This window comes from Paenibacillus sp. S28 (assembly GCF_016624415.1).
Classification (GTDB): domain Bacteria; phylum Bacillota; class Bacilli; order Paenibacillales; family Paenibacillaceae; genus Paenibacillus_AQ; species Paenibacillus_AQ favisporus.
The window spans coordinates 385,466-401,217 of the sequence record NZ_JACVTM010000004.1 but is presented as its reverse complement, the minus strand read 5'-3'; the positions used below and the strand labels follow the sequence as shown (position 1 = coordinate 401,217).

At 54.9% G+C, this 15,752-nt stretch carries 12 protein-coding genes; 4 read left to right on the top strand and 8 right to left on the bottom strand.

Features of this window, described 5'->3' with window-relative positions; all coding sequences use genetic code 11:
- Positions 1 to 64 precede the first annotated feature (64 nt).
- The 5 genes from IAE55_RS13195 to IAE55_RS13175 all read right to left on the bottom strand — a co-directional run bounded on the left by IAE55_RS13195 (position 65) and on the right by IAE55_RS13175 (position 8,029).
- The gene (locus tag IAE55_RS13195) at positions 65 to 1,189 is read right to left on the bottom strand and encodes a response regulator (protein WP_200632782.1); all 1,125 of its coding nucleotides are present in this window, start codon (positions 1,187 to 1,189) and stop codon (positions 65 to 67) included.
- Entirely contained in the window at positions 1,167 to 4,316 is a 3,150-nt protein-coding gene (locus IAE55_RS13190; RefSeq protein WP_200632780.1) for a hybrid sensor histidine kinase/response regulator, read from the bottom strand. Before IAE55_RS13190 ends, IAE55_RS13195 begins: the two co-directional genes overlap by 23 nt.
- Positions 4,317 to 4,662: 346 nt before the next feature.
- Positions 4,663 to 5,163 carry a CYTH domain-containing protein gene (locus IAE55_RS13185; RefSeq protein ID WP_200632778.1) on the bottom strand — a complete coding sequence of 167 codons (501 nt, stop codon included), beginning with the start codon at positions 5,161 to 5,163 and terminating at the stop codon, positions 4,663 to 4,665.
- Positions 5,164 to 5,458: 295 nt separating this feature from the next.
- Positions 5,459 to 7,339 (bottom strand): cyclic nucleotide-binding domain-containing protein, encoded by a 1,881-nt coding sequence (locus IAE55_RS13180; RefSeq protein ID WP_200632771.1) that lies wholly within the window; start codon positions 7,337 to 7,339, stop codon positions 5,459 to 5,461.
- An 87-nt stretch (positions 7,340 to 7,426) separates the two neighbouring features.
- A complete protein-coding gene (locus IAE55_RS13175; protein ID WP_145164126.1) occupies positions 7,427 to 8,029 on the bottom strand; it encodes a hypothetical protein in 603 nt (200 codons plus the stop codon).
- 314 nt (positions 8,030 to 8,343) lie between these two features.
- On the opposite strand from IAE55_RS13175, the gene IAE55_RS13170 reads away from it, so the two are divergent.
- A complete protein-coding gene (locus IAE55_RS13170) occupies positions 8,344 to 9,093 on the top strand; it encodes a class I SAM-dependent methyltransferase (protein WP_200632769.1) in 750 nt (249 codons plus the stop codon).
- Positions 9,094 to 9,219: 126 nt separating this feature from the next.
- On the opposite strand, the gene IAE55_RS13165 is transcribed toward IAE55_RS13170, so the two are convergent.
- Positions 9,220 to 9,813, bottom strand: a complete 594-nt coding sequence (locus IAE55_RS13165; RefSeq protein WP_200632767.1) for a TetR/AcrR family transcriptional regulator — start codon at positions 9,811 to 9,813, stop codon at positions 9,220 to 9,222.
- A 221-nt stretch (positions 9,814 to 10,034) separates the two neighbouring features.
- On the opposite strand from IAE55_RS13165, the gene IAE55_RS13160 reads away from it, so the two are divergent.
- Both IAE55_RS13160 and IAE55_RS13155 read left to right on the top strand, forming a co-directional pair.
- Positions 10,035 to 10,910, top strand: coding sequence for an NmrA family NAD(P)-binding protein (locus IAE55_RS13160; RefSeq protein ID WP_200632765.1), 876 nt, complete (start codon positions 10,035 to 10,037; stop codon positions 10,908 to 10,910).
- Between the two features lie 410 nt (positions 10,911 to 11,320).
- On the top strand, positions 11,321 to 12,298 hold the full coding sequence (locus IAE55_RS13155; protein WP_145164134.1) for a ring-cleaving dioxygenase: 978 nt from the start codon (positions 11,321 to 11,323) through the stop codon (positions 12,296 to 12,298).
- A gap of 34 nt (positions 12,299 to 12,332) precedes the next feature.
- Here the strand turns inward: IAE55_RS13155 and IAE55_RS13150 are convergent, their stop codons facing one another.
- Entirely contained in the window at positions 12,333 to 13,826 is a 1,494-nt protein-coding gene (locus IAE55_RS13150) for an FGGY-family carbohydrate kinase (protein WP_200632763.1), read from the bottom strand.
- A gap of 185 nt (positions 13,827 to 14,011) precedes the next feature.
- Positions 14,012 to 14,890 carry a hypothetical protein gene (locus IAE55_RS13145; RefSeq protein WP_145164138.1) on the bottom strand — a complete coding sequence of 293 codons (879 nt, stop codon included), beginning with the start codon at positions 14,888 to 14,890 and terminating at the stop codon, positions 14,012 to 14,014.
- Positions 14,891 to 15,319: 429 nt separating this feature from the next.
- Between IAE55_RS13145 and IAE55_RS13140 the strand changes: the two genes are divergently transcribed.
- Positions 15,320 to 15,745, top strand: coding sequence for an exosporium protein C (locus tag IAE55_RS13140; protein WP_145164140.1), 426 nt, complete (start codon positions 15,320 to 15,322; stop codon positions 15,743 to 15,745).
- The last annotated feature ends 7 nt before the right edge of the window (positions 15,746 to 15,752 follow it).

The window sequence follows — 15,752 nt, the reverse complement described above, 5'->3', positions numbered from 1 at the left end:
CGATTCATACAACCTGGTCATTGGGTGCGCCTATATCGGTCCGACGTGAGGTGTACCTGTACGGCTAGAAAATTTGCTCCGCCAGCATCACCGTCTCCAGCTCCGGCTCAGCGTCCAGCTCCTCGGACAGGACCCGTACAAACGCATCGTAATGCCTCTGTGCCTCGCCTGTTTCGCCGGCCTGAAGGTAACTGAGCAGAACTTTCCGGCATACCTCATCCGAAAAAGGCTCGACGCTCTGCAGGCCCAGCAGCCGGTCCAGGGCCCTGCGCGCCTGTCCGACGGCTTGTTCATATTCGGCGGCCAGCAGGCTGGAACGCACAAATTGGCGCCGAAGCTCCTCGCGGGCCGACATCGCCCAGCCGTAATCATGCTCCTCAAGATAGTCGCCCTGATATTGGGCCAGTCCGCTCTGCAGGCGCTGCAAGTCGCGCAGGTCACGGATTTCTTCCATGGCGGTATCCCTCAAGAACCGGTCCACGTCCACCTCGACTTCCCGCTGAACCAGACAATAGCTCTCATGGGAATAATCCACGGTGGAGCCCAGTCCCCAGGCTTTCAGCATTTTGCGGACCTGGTACACGGAAGTATGCAGCTGGGTCACCGCCTTATCGGCAGAGAGTTCCGGCCATAGGGTCATCAAAATCTGGTCCTTCGCGATCCACCGGTTGCGGTGATGCACCAGCAGGGCGAACAGCTCCTGCGCTTTCTGCGTCCGCCATTTGAGCCGGCTGCCGCTCCCCGTGCCATCCAATACCTCAATCCGCTTAAAGCAAATGATTTGGGGATCCTGCCGGATAAGGACAGGTGCCGCCGTCTGCTGCTGGGGCGCCAAACGCGCCTCGAGCCGGCTCACGGTTTTGGCAAACCGTTCGGGATCGACCGGCTTCAGCAGATAGTCGATCGCGTTTACCTCGAACGCTTCAATCGCGTACTGATTGTACGCCGTCACGAACACCACCTGAATGCCAGGATGCATAGCGTGCAGGCGTTCCGCCGCCTCCAGCCCGTTCAGACCGGGCATCTCGATATCCAGAAACGCGATGTCAACCGGAACCCCCTCGACATGCTCCAGTGCCGCCCGGACCTGCGTAAATTTGCCGGTGATCTCGATTCGCCCGTCCCCTTGAGTCAGCCGCGCCAACTGAAGCAGCGCCGGATTTTCGTCATCGACCAATATCGCTCTCATGCCTGTCCTCCTCTTGTGTCATCCGAGAGTCACGCTGCTTCTGCTTCGGCACATGGAACCGGACCACGGTTCCCCGCTCCGGATCCCTGTCGATCATAAGCTCTGTGCCAAAAAGCGTCAGCAGGCGGGCGTTAATATTTTTCAGCCCTACACCGTTCCCGGCTCTGCCTTCCCGTACAGCTTCCATCCGCTCCGGGGTCATGCCTGTCCCATTGTCCTCGACTGTTATCTCCAGCCGTTCCTCCAGCTCCTGCACCGATATCCGAACCCTGCCGCCCTCTTCCTTACGCATGATCCCGTGCCTGACCGCATTCTCAACGATCGGCTGGATCGTGAGCGGGGGCACCAGACGATTCATATCCGCCTGAATGTCGTAGTCGACCTGCATCCGGTCCTCAAACCGGGCCTTCTCCAGGTTTAAATAGGACGTAACCAAGGCCATCTCCTGACGAAGGACGGTCAGCTGGTCCCGGTTGCGGAAATCGAAGCTCCCCCGCAAGTATCGACTGAGCTCGTGCAGCAATTCCGACGTCTTCTCCGGGTCGATAGGCAGCAGGGCGATCATCGTATTCAGCGCATTATACAGAAAATGCGGCTTAATCTGGGCCTGCAGAAAGGCCATTTCCGCCGAAATGGCGTTCCGGACCGACCTGCGCAGCTCCAGCAGCGTTCTGACCCTGGCCCGCAGCTCTTCGGCATCAACCGGCTTGCGGAGAAAATCGTTCGCTCCGGCCGACAGCCCGATGCGAACATCCTCCGGCAGGCTTCTGGCCGTCAGAAGAAGAATGGGAAGGGCCGACAGGGAAAACTGCCGTCGCACGCTTCGGCACAGGTCGAGGCCCGACATACCCGGCATCATCCAATCGGCAATGACCAGATCGATCGACTGCCCGGACTGGATCTTAGCCAGCGCCTCCTGCCCATTGCTGGCCGTCATCAACCGGTAGCCCTCGAGTGCCAGCAGATTACGCAGCACCTGAAGATTAACGGGATCGTCGTCCACCATCAGGACAGTTGCGCGTTCCACCCCGGGATCAGGCATCTGCGGATCGGCAGGCGCCAGCGCCGCAGCCGTTTCCTCGCGGATGCGTTCCGAAGAGATGCCGGCTGCTGCGCGATCTGCCGTTTTTGGTCTTGGACCGGCGGCGGGAACGGTGAAGTGAAAGGTTGAGCCCCGTCCCAGCTGCGATTCGACCCAAATGCGGCCGCCGCTCAGCTCAACGAGCCTTTTGGTAATGCTGAGCCCAAGGCCGGTGCCGGAAGATTCGCCGGCCTCCAGCGTGTCCAGTTGATCGAACGGGGTAAAAATAGCCTCCAGCCGCTCCGCCGCAATGCCAATCCCGGTGTCGGCCACTGAGATATGCACGGCGTCGCCCCGTTTACCGGCCGCAATCCGGATGCTTCCGCTGGAAGTATTCTTCACCGCATTGCCAAGGAGATTAAACAAAATCTGCTGAAGACGGTCCTCGTCCGTCAGCAGGAAAGGCAGATCCTCCGGCAGGCTTTCCTCCAGCATGATTCGTTTGCTCCCCGCGAGATTGCGGATGATCTCCAGCACGGAACCGGTCACCGAAGCCAAATCGACGGGCTGCCTCCTCATGACGATCTCCCCGTTCTTCAGCTTGGCAAAATCCAAAATATCGTTGATCAGGAGCGTCAGCCGCTTCCCTGTCGTCATGATCAGCTTGAGATTGCCGCGCTGCTCCCGGTTCAGTTCCCCGGAGGCCCCTTCCAGCAAGGATTGGGCCATGTTGACCATTCCGTGCACGGGTGTCCGCAGCTCATGGGAGGTGTTCGCCATAAACTCATCCTTTAAACCATCCAGGGTCAGGAGCCTGCGGGACAGCTGCTCCACTTCATTAAACGTCCGGTCATAGCGCCGGGCGAGCAGGGCCGACTGAGTCACGACGAAGATCAGCATTTCTACGGGAGTAAAAACCATGCCTTCGTAGACCCCGATTAACGGGAGCAGGTTGGTGATAATAACCATGAGGATGCTGATGATGCCGAGAATCGTCAGCAGGTATTCTCCCGAATTTCGCCGCCGGCGGAGGTCCCGCAGCATGATGCCGATAATGTAGGTGATGCACAATGCTGAGAAGGCAACCAGCAAAGGTTCGATTTTGGAGAACAAAATACTGGGAAAAATAATTGCAACCGCGATGGATGCCCCGCCGAGAAACGCGTAGGAACGCATAACGATGGGATGAACACCGCCTCGTACTGAAGCGGACACAAACTTTAATAAAAAATAGTAGATCAGTGCGGATATTATCAGCTGGCTCTTCAAGACCCACTCATAAGATAGGCCCGGCCAAAAGCCTGAGATCAGCTTCTCCCCGTGCAGCAGGACATAACCAATCGCCGTCAGACAAAACAACCCCAGATGCAGGGAGGCCGGCTCCTTCTTGCGGATTTGCTGAAATCCGAGAAAATATATGGCGGCTGTAAAAAATCCGGCGATCGTCATCCAGTCGGCGAACAAATACATCTCCTTGCTCTGCATAATCGCGTGCTGCTCCCCGAACAGGATCGGTGTAAATACGCCGCCGGTGGTATACAAGTAATTGGCGACCTGAACGATAATTTCTATTCGTCCGCCTGAAAGGGTGGCAAAACCCAAGAAGGGAACGTTATTCTGAACGCCGTCATCGGAGGTACGCCCAGGATTTCCGCTGGCTCCAATCTCGTAACCGCCCATAAACACCCGGCTGGCGGAACGGATATTGTTGGTCTGCAGGCCGTACGTCAGCGCTTGCCCCGGCTTGACCTGAACGATCAGGCGAAACGTCCCGTAGCCCGCGGCCATTCGCTGTCCGTCCTCCGCAATATAATCGTTCCAGGCGCCCGGCAGGCGTGCCATCCCGGACAGCCTTGGACGCTCGTCTTCCTTCACGGTGATGCTGCGGTCAAAATCTTTTGGGGTCAGCAGCTGGCTCCGGTAAAATTCCCATTCCCCGTTCAAGCTGATCGCTCCATGATGCCCGAGGTCCAGCTTACTGAGGTCAAGGACCCCTTCCACCGCCGAAGGCTGCCTGTCCATCACGAACTGCTGCCAAACGGCGTACACCGGCAGAAACAGCACCAGCAGCATGCCGATGATAAAAATAATCCATTGCCTTTTCATCCCAACGCTCCCCGGGCTTTACGCAGGGTAAAGCCTATATTCAAACCGCTTTTCGCGCGCTTTATTCCGTCAAAGCAACCGCTATACTTTATGTCGGCGTCGTGAGCCCAAAACGTAATAAAAAGCCCCCCTCCAAAAAACATTTTTTTAACCATCAAAAAGTAAAAAACGTCTATAGGCGTCATTCAAGGAAGCCAAACCGTTGTACTATGGCAGCTTTTCTTGCGATATAAGGAATCCAGGTCTCGAAGCATCACATCCTTGGATCAAAAAAAGAGACCTTTCGGTCTCTTGATTCCCGGCCTCAGCTTGATCCGTCCCGTGGCCAATCGGGCTTCATCATTCCCTAACTTCGCCGGGACTGAAGCTCACGCCAAACCTTCTTGTTGCTGTATTCCTTATCCGTGCTGATGTCCTGCCCGAACCATGCCGGGGGAACGAAGCTTTCGGCCTCCTCCTCCGAGCCGAACTCCACCTCCAGCACCATCAGCTGGATTTGATCGTACTCATCGATCTCCACCTGCAGGCCATCCCACAGCGCCGTAGAGCGCTTTTTGATCAAAGGGACGGCACCATGGGCCTGAATCATCTGATCATACAAGCCGCCGGCGATGGATACCTCCACCTCTTCCCGGGCGATGCCGAACCCCCTCTTGAACGTATGCGTATACTCTACGTCCCCGCTGACGGCGTCGATTATTTTCCGAACCCTCAGTTCCTGATCTTCATACAGCGCAAGATACGTCTGCTCGATCAGCTGCTCTTTGACGATCCGCAGTTTTCCTTCCTTAACCTGAGCCGCCGGGAATTCCGGCAGCAAAAATTTGCGTTCAATTTCTAGCGGCACCCGCTGTTCCCCCTTGAAAATGGATAAGCCGATACCCGGCTCTTTCCATCCATTCATTTTGGCTTAAGACTTACCCCTTACACTTCATCCACAACATAGCATTACCCATTATACGAACGAAAGCATAGGAGGACAATCATTTGAACTGGATTGGCAGGGAGAACATCAACTTTACCACGAAACCAGTAAAATGCTGGGAAACAGCAGACAAGGGTTAAGCAAACGTCACTGCTTAACCCTTGTCTTTCTCAATAACGAATAATCAAAGTGATGTCATAGCCATTCAAGCCATCTCCTACAGCTTCAGCGCCTGCCCGCATCGGCCGCAGTATCTGGACCCCGGCGGGGATACCGTTTTGCAGGCCTCGCATACAAGCGTCTGGCCCGGAACCGCGGACGCCCCGTCCTGAACGGCTGCGCTGAGCAGCCGTTCCTCGATCTGCTGCTCCGGGTTGACCGCCTGAAGCATGGACTGCTCCTCCCTGGAACCCCTCCGGACCAGCCAATAGAGAAGCCCGATCCCGATCACGCCGACGGCAACCATCCCGATCAGCTTCGAGAGCGCGGTATCGTAGCGGTAATCCCATACCGCATGGAGCACTATGCTGGCCAGCAGCAGGGCCGCCATCACCAGCAGGCTGCGGGGCGAAATGCCCCGCCGGCCTGCATGGCCGGCGCCGCGCCCCATGCCATACCATACTCCTGCCGCCGCAATTGCGGTCCAGGTACCGTGTCCGAAAGGAGACAGGAGCGCCCGAACCCACAGCACGGCCAGCATCCCGGTGGTGGCATGGGATTGCAGATAAGTGAGGCCGTACAATATGCTTTCGATCGCCGCGAATCCCATACCCACGCTGGCCCCGAACACGATGGCGTCCATCAGAAACCGCTGCCGGCGGCTCCGCAAGAAAATCAAGCAGACGAGCAGCTTCGCCGCCTCCTCGATCACCGCTACAAGCGCGGCCGCTTTCAAGTGGTCCGAGGCGCCGGCATCCACGCCATAATGCACCAGCCAACGCTGCTCCAGGAGCCAGGCGATGGGCAGGGCAATGACGGCCGAGGAGGCAAACACCAGGGCCAGCCGCATGGGGCGAAAGCCGAGAAGCTGCGAGCTGCGCAGGTAGGAGACGAACGATACCGGCCCGACGAACCCGCCCGCCACCAGCGCCGCATCAATCCACAGCGGCTGCTTGAGCCATGCGGCCAGAATCGTTAATAAGACGAAAAGCCCTCCAAGGATGAGGACGACATCCATCCAGCGCTCCTTTTTCACCTGAACAGGGCTTCCGGCAGATTCCGCAAGCGCACCCGTACCGGTTCCGGCTGGATCGGCCGCCGCCGCAACCTCCGAAAACTGCAGCTTGGCGCTGACCGCCTCGTTCAGCAGGTCCGGCCTGCGAATTCGCAGCACCTCGTAAAACTGCCGCCTCACCGGCTCATACTGCTGCAGGACAAAATGAAACTCGTCCCGGCCCATGACCATCAGCTCGCCGTTTTCCAGCGCGGTCACCATGCCCGTGTGCGCCTCACCGCTTAAAAGGTCCATCTCGCCGAAATAATCGCCAGCTTCATAGACCGCCTTCCTGCGCCGCCCGTTTCGGACTTCAAACCGCCCCTCGGCGATCATGTAAAACCGGTCGGACAGCGTTCCTTCCGCCAAAATCACGTCGCCCTTGTACACCTTCCGGCGGACGGTGACTTCCGCCAGTCCGCGAAGCTCCGCATTCGGTATCGCCGCCCAGATCGTCGCCTTGCTGAGCATGGCGTGCATCGTGCGGATCCGCGCCGAGAAGGATAAGCTCTCGTGAAACATCGGGCTCGCCGCCGCAAGGCGGCTGAAGGCGTTCTGCTCGAGCCGCAGGGCGGTCACGTCACCGATGGCCTGAACGCCGGAGGTCCTTTTTTCCTCCAAAAACAAGGCCACTTCCCCGATCAGCGCGCCTTCGCCCAGCACGTCCAGCGTCACCGTCTGCCCCACCAAATTCCGCGATACCACCTGTACCTGTCCGCTCATAATGAAATAGCATGAATTGCCGTAGCTCCCCTCCACGATCAGGCTGTCGCCGGCGTGAAAGCTCTCCTCATGCATCGAAAGGGCCACCCCTTCCAGCTCGGGAACCGGGACGCCGCGAAAAAGCGGGTGGCTGCGCAAAAAATCGACCGCCATCGTTGTCATTTCCATCGCTCCATACACGAAAAGAACCCGCCCTGCGGCAGATTCCTCTCCTGATTTATTGATTGTCTTTCTTCAAGTTCGAAGGGATCATCTCATGTTGCCTAAAATGCTGTTTCTCGCGTCTTCCATCTTCTTTATGTAGTCGCTCATCACGTCCATCGCTTCATTCCGCTTATTGTTAAGCTCTTGAAGGCGAAGCATGTCCATCTGTTGGGAATTGCTCATATTATCGATATAGCTCTTGATCTTCTGGATCAGCTGATCCACATCGTTGGCAGAATAATCGGTCTTCGATGCATCGGCCAATCCCATGCCCGAAAGCGTGGATAACGTTCCTTCCGATACCTTATAATTACCGTCCGCGCTTTGTCCGCGAAGGGTGCTGAGCTCGCCCAAGATGTTGTTCAACTGGGCAATCTCTTCATTTCTTTTCTGAACGTTTGCTACTTGATCCTTTAATTGGTCTTCTAATGCCTGAGCGCGCTGCTGCTGCACCGCCTGAAGGGCGGATTCGATATCCATACTGGCCAGATCAATGTTCCCTACATTCGCCAGGGAATTGTTCGTAGCGCTGCCGCCTACGGCTTGCTTCACGGAAGTGTAAGCCTGGTCGTTCATCATTATTCCGGTTCCTGCGACGACACCGACAAGCAGCGATGCGGCGGTCGTCAAAATCATTTTACGATTCATGCACTCGACCTCGATCCATTCATTCTATCATTCTACTACAAGAAGAATAGCAAAAACAGGAAATGAGCACAATCCAAAATATGACAAATTACCCTTGTATTCTGGGATTTAGGCCTTTTATAATGTAACTATTCTTTCAAAGGGGTGAAGCGGATCGTGGCACTGCATTTCGTTCGAGGTATTTAGCTTCCGGGCTGGGTCAAAACGCGTACCAGCTATCAAGGGACACGTCTGTCCTTTGATCCATTTGGAAACGAACCGGCAACGTCTGCATGCGTCACTATTCTCTTACTTTTTGAAAGGTGGAATCATCTATGGATTCTTTTGATTATAAAAAATTTTACAATGAGGTCGGCCAAATGAACAGCTGGGATTTCAGCCGATTGAGCGTGACTGTTGAGAATGCCCTGTGGAATTTTTGGAGCGAAGTTTCCTCCCGCTGTAAGGCCGGAGATATTTTACTGGATATCGGCACCGGAGGCGGCGAGTCTCTGCTGCGCATGGCGGATGCGGCCCTGCTTCTGATCGGCATCGACCATTCGGAAGCCATGATTCACACCGCCAACCGGAACCGGGAACAATCCGGCAGGGCCAACATCCGCTTCTTGCCCATGGAGGCGTCCGAGCTCCATTTTCCTGAACGATTCTTTCAGGTGATCAGCTGCAGGCATTCGGAGTTCAATGCGGCCGAAGTCGCCAGGGTGCTGACCGATGACGGTGTGTTCCTCACCCAGCAGGTCGGCGAAAGCGATAAACGCAATCTGGCGCAAGCTTTCGGCAGACGCCAGTCCGGGAATGCCAAGCGGGGAACGCTTATGGAGCGGTATGCCGCCGAACTGAAGGAAGTCGGATTCCGGCTGATCGATTGCCGGCAATACGATGCGGTGGAGTATTACGCGACGGCCGAAGACTTGATATTTTTGCTGAAGCACACCCCGATCATCCCCGGCTTTGGACAGACGGAGTCGGATTTTCAGACGCTGCACCGCTTTATTGCCGATCATCAGACGTCGAAAGGAATCCAGACGAATGCCGACCGGTTTATGATCATTGCTTATAAATGAAAGTTTATGGCTAGAATCCGTTTCTTCATCTTCATAGCCTCCTTAGCGCACAGACAGCAGCTGATCTTTAGGGTCGGCTGCTGTCTTTTAACATCGTATTCATGCCCTCCGTTAACGATCATCCTTTTAAGATTGTTCCAAAACGGGAGCCAATCCCGCCGCCACGACCACCAGCATCTCCTGCACCATCTCCTCTGACGGGCGATGCTCAGGGTCTCTGCTCCACTGAATGGCTGTCCCCAATATGCCCCAGCTTATGAGGAGAGCCGTGGATTCCACAGCTTTTTTTGCCTCCGGCGCCTTCGCTTCTTCGCTCAGCCATGTGAACAGGAGTTGATAGAGTTCTTTATGAATGGCGCTTTCAAACAGCGGTTCATACGGACTGTTCTCCGGAGTACGAATCATATATTGCCGGGTCAGGGCAAGAAAATCAAAAACGATTTGAATCAAAGACCGCAAGCTGCTCATATTGGATATGGAATGATTAGGTAATTCCCTCTCCAGTTTCTTTTGGAATTTTTGCCTCATCCAACACTCCAGGAAAGCATACTTATCTTCGAAATGCGCATAAAATGTGGCCCGATTAACCGTCGCGCGATCGGTAATGTCCTGCACGGAAATGGAGTAAATATTTTTCTTTTGCTCGATCAGCTCCATAAAGGATTGCAGTAATAACTGACGCGTGCGCTTGACGCGGGGATCGTTTGGGTTTACTGGCATGCTATCACTCCTTGTACTTGTAACCTAATAAACAACAAAATCGTGCAGTTGTTGCCTACACAACGAAAACGGCTCCCTGCTGATTGCCTGCATGGCTGAACCAAACTAATATCATGTATACAGTATAGTTTAGCCGAAAATGACGCTTAAACAACACTGTTAATTAGCTGCTCTCTCTTATAAGTTGGGCCAGCGATAACCTATGAAAGGATGAATTGTTCATGATAGTTATTACGACTCCCACCGGTCAAATCGGCCAGCAAGTCCTTGAACGCATCGTTGATAGCGGAAAGCCGATCCGTGTCATTGCCCGGGACCCTTCCCGGCTGCCGCAGCGGGTGCGCGACCGTGTCGAAGTCTTTCAGGGATCACACGATGACATGAATATCGTCTCGAAAGCATTCGCAGGCGCAGAGAGTGTTCTTTGGCTGGTGCCTCCGAATCCTCAATCGGGGAACTCCACGGAATACTATTTGAATTTCACCAGACCGGCTTGCCAAGCCATCCAGAGCCTTGGAGTGAAAAGAGTTGTGGGCGTGTCCAGCTTGGGGCGTGGCTTCGGCAGGCATGCCGGGATATTAACCGCAGCGTTTGAGATGGACGCTCTCATCGAAAGCACAGGTGTAAGCTATCGTTCACTGCGTATGCCGTACTTTATGGAAAATATGTTTCATGATCTGGAATCCATCAAAAGCCACGGAACGTTCTATATGCCAATGGCTGGAGATCAGGTGCTCCCGCTCTGTGCAACCCGGGATGTCGCCTCGATAGCAGCATCACTCTTGCTCGATGAATCCTGGAGCGGTCAAGACAGTGTCCCGGTAGTCAGCCCCGATTCTTTAACACCCAATGAAATGGCGCATGTCTTGTCTGAAGTGCTCGAGCGTCCGATTCGCTTTCAGCAGGTTTCCATTGCTGAGTATAAAGCTACCCTATCTCGGTTTGGAACGGAGGCTTGGGTCAAGGACTACATGGATATGGTCATTGCCCAAAATGAAGGCATCTACGACGACGATTTACAAAAGGCACAGCCTTCTGACACCAGCTTCCGCACATGGTGTGAAGAAGTGTTCAAGCCGGTTGTACTAGCCCCCTGATGTCCCTTGAAAAATGACCAAAAGAAATCTATGCATGCGAAACCCGGCGTCCAGTGATACCGGGTTTTTATTATGATTATAGAATTTATAAATTTCAGCGAAGCTGAACCATTTTATAATCGCAAGAAAACCTTCAGCTACACGCAGTCTGTCTTCTTTGAAGGTACGTCGATAGACGTTTTTCTTATGGGTTCGGGTGGACGAATTTGTTCAGGCCCCATACTTTATCCCGATATTTGCCATAGATCTCTAGAGTTTTTGCCGATGGATCGCCAAACGTTTGACACATTATAAACAACGTGCTATATTTATCTTAAATTAAAGATTCTTTATATCATGAAATTGGCGCAAGCCATTTCATTCATGGAAAAACAGTTTTGAGGGAAGCTTAATTATAAGGAGGAATTATGATGAACGGATTAAAAGGAATTCACCACGTGACTGCGATTACGAGCAGCGCGGAAAAAAACTATCAGTTTTTCACCTATGTGCTGGGCATGCGCCTGGTCAAAAAAACGGTAAACCAGGACGACATCCAGACTTACCATTTGTTCTTTGCCGATGACAAAGGAAGCGCGGGAACCGACATGACATTCTTTGATTTTCCCGGCATTCCGAAAGGCGTTCACGGCACCAACGAAATCGCCAAAACGTCGTTCCGCGTTCCGAGCGATGCGGCACTGAGCTATTGGGTGAAGCGCTTTGACCGCCTGAACGTGCAGCATTACGGCATTAAAGAGATGTTTGGTAAAAAGACGCTCTCCTTCGTCGACTTCGACGACCAGCAGTACCAGCTCATTTCCGACGAGCAGAACGAGGGTGTTCCTTCCGGAACGCCGTGGGAAAAAGGGCCGATTCCGCTGGAGTACGCCATCACGGGCTTGGGCCCGGTCTTTGTGAGAATCGCCAATTTCGATTACTTCAAAGAAATGCTGGAGAAAGTATTCGAGTTCAAAGAAATCGGCCAGGAAGGCTCCTACCACCTCTTTGAAGTCGGTGAAGGCGGCAATGGGGCTCAGGTCTTCGTGGAATATAATGCGGTGCTGCCGCCGGCCCGCCAAGGCTTCGGTACGGTGCATCACGCGGCATTCCGCGTCGAGGACCGCTCCGTGCTGGAACAATGGATTACCCGCCTGGACGAATTCGGGTTCTCGACTTCAGGTTACGTGAATCGTCACTTCTTCGAGTCGCTGTATGCCCGGGTGGCACCGCAAATTCTGTTCGAGCTGGCGACCGACGGCCCTGGCTTTATGGGCGATGAGCCTTACGAAACGCTGGGCGAAAAGCTGTCCCTGCCTCCATTCCTGGAGCCGAAACGCGAGCAGATCGAAAAGCTGGTGCGTCCGATTGACACCGTGCGCAGCACGATTGAATTTACAAAAGAATAAGGCGTTAGTTAAAAAAAGCAGCTCCTGATTTCGGTCAGGAGCTGCTTTTGTAATAGGACAGCAAGGGCTGAAGCAGGCCAAGAAAGCCTTGCTCGTACAGCTTCCGGTACATCAGATGGCGTTCCGAATCAGGTTCGTACACCTTCGCCTCGGGGTAGGTTACGGCAGCAGCCGCTTCGCGGAAGGACGGGTACAGACCGGCCCCGACGGCGGCGGCCAGGGCAGCCCCGAGCAGCGAGGCCTCCGCTGCGCCGGTCATGGTCAGGCGGACGCCCGATACATCGGCCTTGATCTGCAGCCAGTGGCTGTTCCGGGCTCCGCCGCCGACCACGTGCATCCGCCGGATCGGACTGCCGCCGACCCGTTCGGCGCGCTTCCGCAGCAGCTCCAGCTGATAGGCGTTTCCTTCCAGCACCGCCCGGATCAGGTCCCCCTTCTTATGCTTGGCGTCCAAGCCGATAAAAGCGGCCCGGGCACCGGGCACGGGATGCGGGGCGCCGCTTCCGGTCAAATACGGATAATACAAAATGCCGGTGGGCTGCCCGCCCGCCTCATCCAGCAGCCGCATCATATCCGGGTAGGACATGCCGGCATCCGATAAGGCTTCGCGAGCCCACTCCACCGAACCGCCGGACGAAGAATGTCCTCCCATCCAGTACATGCGGCCCGGAACCGGATGAATGCCGAAAGACAAGCCCGATGCATCGTCGGCATCCCCGAGGGGACGCAGCGGGAACGTCCCGACCAGCGTTTCGGCGGTCCCCATCGAATTGTACGTGCTGTCCGGGCCATCCGGGCAGGCCAGCGAGGCGCACACATGGTCATGTCCGGCCAGGATGACCGGCGCTTTGCCGAGGCCGAGGCCTTCCATGGCCGGCAGCACCGTGCCCACCGGCGTTCCCGCCGGCTGAATGGGCGGAAACAGCTGCGGATCCAGCCCGAAGCTGCGGATCAGCGGCTCATTCCAGGCGCGGCTGTCAATCCGGTATGCGTAGGTTCTGGCCGCCAGCGTCTCATCCTCGGCGATCCTGCCGGTCAGCCGATAAGCGATGTATGACGCGGCGGACAGCCATACGCTGCCGTCAAAGGCGTCCGGGTACGCTTCCCGCAGCCACAGCAGCTTCGGCAGGCCGTGTTTGAACGACGGGCGCAGTCCGGTCATGCGGAAGAGCTCCCGCTCATCCACCTCCTGCCTGATCCGCTCCGCCTGCGGTGCCGAGCAGGTTTCGAACCAGGGCAGCATCGGAGTGCGCGCTCTCCCATCCGCTGGATTCAGCAGCAGGCCGCTCTCCGCCATGCTCGTAATCCCGACGGCATCGATCGCTTCGTCCCGCTCTCCAAGACGCTCTACCGCCTGCTGGATCAAACCGGCCGCGGTCTCCCACAGCACATCCGGGTCATAGACAGTGGTACCGGAGGGGCCCTGCGCCTTCGGGTTCGGTGCCGAGACGACGGCCATTTCCGAGCCGTCGTTCCCGAACACCCCTGCTTTGATATGAGTCGTGCCGATATCCAAAGAAAGCAGCATCCCGATTCCTCCTCTCCAAAAAGGGCTCCTCTATGGGAGCCTTATGTATATTTTTTTATACCCCAATCGTAGCATGTAGGATTTCAAGATAACACCCTCCCAGCCCGGAACGTGCATCACATTGCCCCACGCCCCCAACAGCATACGCTGCCGGGGTATCCAGCATCCGCCGGGGAGAGCAGTCCTTACCAGGACGAGAGTTCCGTCCGCTTCCAGTTGTCTTGGGCAACGCACACATATACGTACTGGTCGTCCCAGGCCATTTGTCCCTGACTGCAGGGCTCGGTGGATGATTTCGGCGTATGCTTCTCACGGATGCGGAGCTTGTCTCCGTTCACATCCAGCTTGGTGTCCGGTTCGTCCGTGCCGATTCCGACATTGCCGTCGCTCCGCTGCATCGTCAGCGGGGAATCGACCACTTCGCCGTCGTCGCCATAGCGGACGAATTGGAGGTCGGACCCTGTGTTGCCGCCCTTCTCTTTCGTGCTGTCCGCCCGAACGGCCCATCTCGGCGTCGTTTTGTTGTCTTCGCCGGCAACGCTGAACTGGAGGTCCCGGTTTGAACCGGTTTCCCCTGCAACCCGGAGGATGCCGTTCATCACATTAAAATTGGATGATTGGGTCCGGATTTCGCTGACGTCCATGTCGTAGGGAATTTCCAGCCGCGTGAACAGCTGGTCCGCATATTGACCGTCCGGCGACATCGTCGTCTCAAACGAGAGGTGTTTATGGTCATGCTGCTCGGGATTATTTGCTTTGTCGTGGGAGATGATGGCGGTCTTGTCCTTCCCTTTTTCGTCGGCCCAGGCAATCGCGGGCTTGGCGCGGTCGGCCGTCCACTGCAGCCGGATCAGGTCGGACTGATGCCCTTCCTCATTAATCCACTTCTTGTCGGTGGACAAAAACAAGCGCTCATTATGCGGAACGACGATTTCGCTGCCGTTCTGTTTCGTTTGATCCAACACGCCATCTGCCGAGCTCAATGTTCGGTCGGTGCATCCGATGCCTACCAAGCAGACGCCCCCAAGTATTATCTTTGCGATCATCGACTTCGATATTTTCATTGCTATCCCTCCGTTATCATTTCATTCGACTTTATTCATGGAATCAGCCAAAAGCTCCGTTTGATCGTATACTAGACCGCACACTGCGTACATCCATTTCATCAAATTTCCCGGAAAAATGATTCTTTTCGTCTATAAAATTTTAAATCCGATGTGCCGACAGCGGTTTTCAAAATAGGTCTTGCTGGTAGTATTTTTCTAAAAATACCAACACGCCGCGTATTCCCGAAGCGCCTCCTATTTATATGAATTTGTACCTATACGGCAGTCAACGAGTGCAGCGGAGGGTGATCCATAAATCCGGAAGATAAGGAGGCAAGGAAAATACCAATATATTTGCATCAACTTAAATTCTCCATATTCATCGTCCAGTCGTTCTCTCATTGTTCAACATATCGTAGAACTATCAAACCAAAGGAGTTGATATGATTGGCACGTATTCTCGATAAAGCCACCTCTCAGCCGCGCCGCAGATTCAGTCTGACAAACGCTTTTACGATTCGGCGTTCACCGGCAAGATCTCGGCTTGCTTCGATCACGTTACGGATTCCGGCGAACGCTCAACCTAATAGGGTAGATTTAGTAGCAACCGTAGGCGTTCGGGGTGTCACAGGTATTGCACAAGTTCTGTTTAGAGTCTTCCGCGATGGAAGAGAGATTTTCAATACGCTGCAAGGCATTGAATCAGCCGGCTCTGAACAAAACTATGTTGTGACGTTCCAAGCGGAAGATCGAAATGTAAGATCGGGTTCCCATGTGTACACGGTTACCGCCGAAAATACAACGGCAAATACAAGAGTCGATGTTGTAGGGCCGATATCGTTCAGCGGTTTAGCCGTTAAAACTAGAACTTAATATCGCA

What these genes read in the sequence shown, in the direction of transcription:
- IAE55_RS13195 (WP_200632782.1), bottom strand. Translation starts at nt 1,189, where the DNA reads ATGAGAGCGATATTGGTCGATGACGAAAATCCGGCGCTGCTTCAGTTG.
- IAE55_RS13190 (WP_200632780.1), bottom strand. Translation starts at nt 4,316, where the DNA reads ATGAAAAGGCAATGGATTATTTTTATCATCGGCATGCTGCTGGTGCTG.
- IAE55_RS13180 (WP_200632771.1), bottom strand. Translation starts at nt 7,339, where the DNA reads ATGACAACGATGGCGGTCGATTTTTTGCGCAGCCACCCGCTTTTTCGC.
- IAE55_RS13175 (WP_145164126.1), bottom strand. Translation starts at nt 8,029, where the DNA reads ATGAATCGTAAAATGATTTTGACGACCGCCGCATCGCTGCTTGTCGGT.
- IAE55_RS13170 (WP_200632769.1), top strand. Translation starts at nt 8,344, where the DNA reads ATGGATTCTTTTGATTATAAAAAATTTTACAATGAGGTCGGCCAAATG.
- IAE55_RS13165 (WP_200632767.1), bottom strand. Translation starts at nt 9,813, where the DNA reads ATGCCAGTAAACCCAAACGATCCCCGCGTCAAGCGCACGCGTCAGTTA.
- IAE55_RS13160 (WP_200632765.1), top strand. Translation starts at nt 10,035, where the DNA reads ATGATAGTTATTACGACTCCCACCGGTCAAATCGGCCAGCAAGTCCTT.
- IAE55_RS13155 (WP_145164134.1), top strand. Translation starts at nt 11,321, where the DNA reads ATGAACGGATTAAAAGGAATTCACCACGTGACTGCGATTACGAGCAGC.
- IAE55_RS13150 (WP_200632763.1), bottom strand. Translation starts at nt 13,826, where the DNA reads ATGCTGCTTTCTTTGGATATCGGCACGACTCATATCAAAGCAGGGGTG.
- IAE55_RS13145 (WP_145164138.1), bottom strand. Translation starts at nt 14,890, where the DNA reads ATGAAAATATCGAAGTCGATGATCGCAAAGATAATACTTGGGGGCGTC.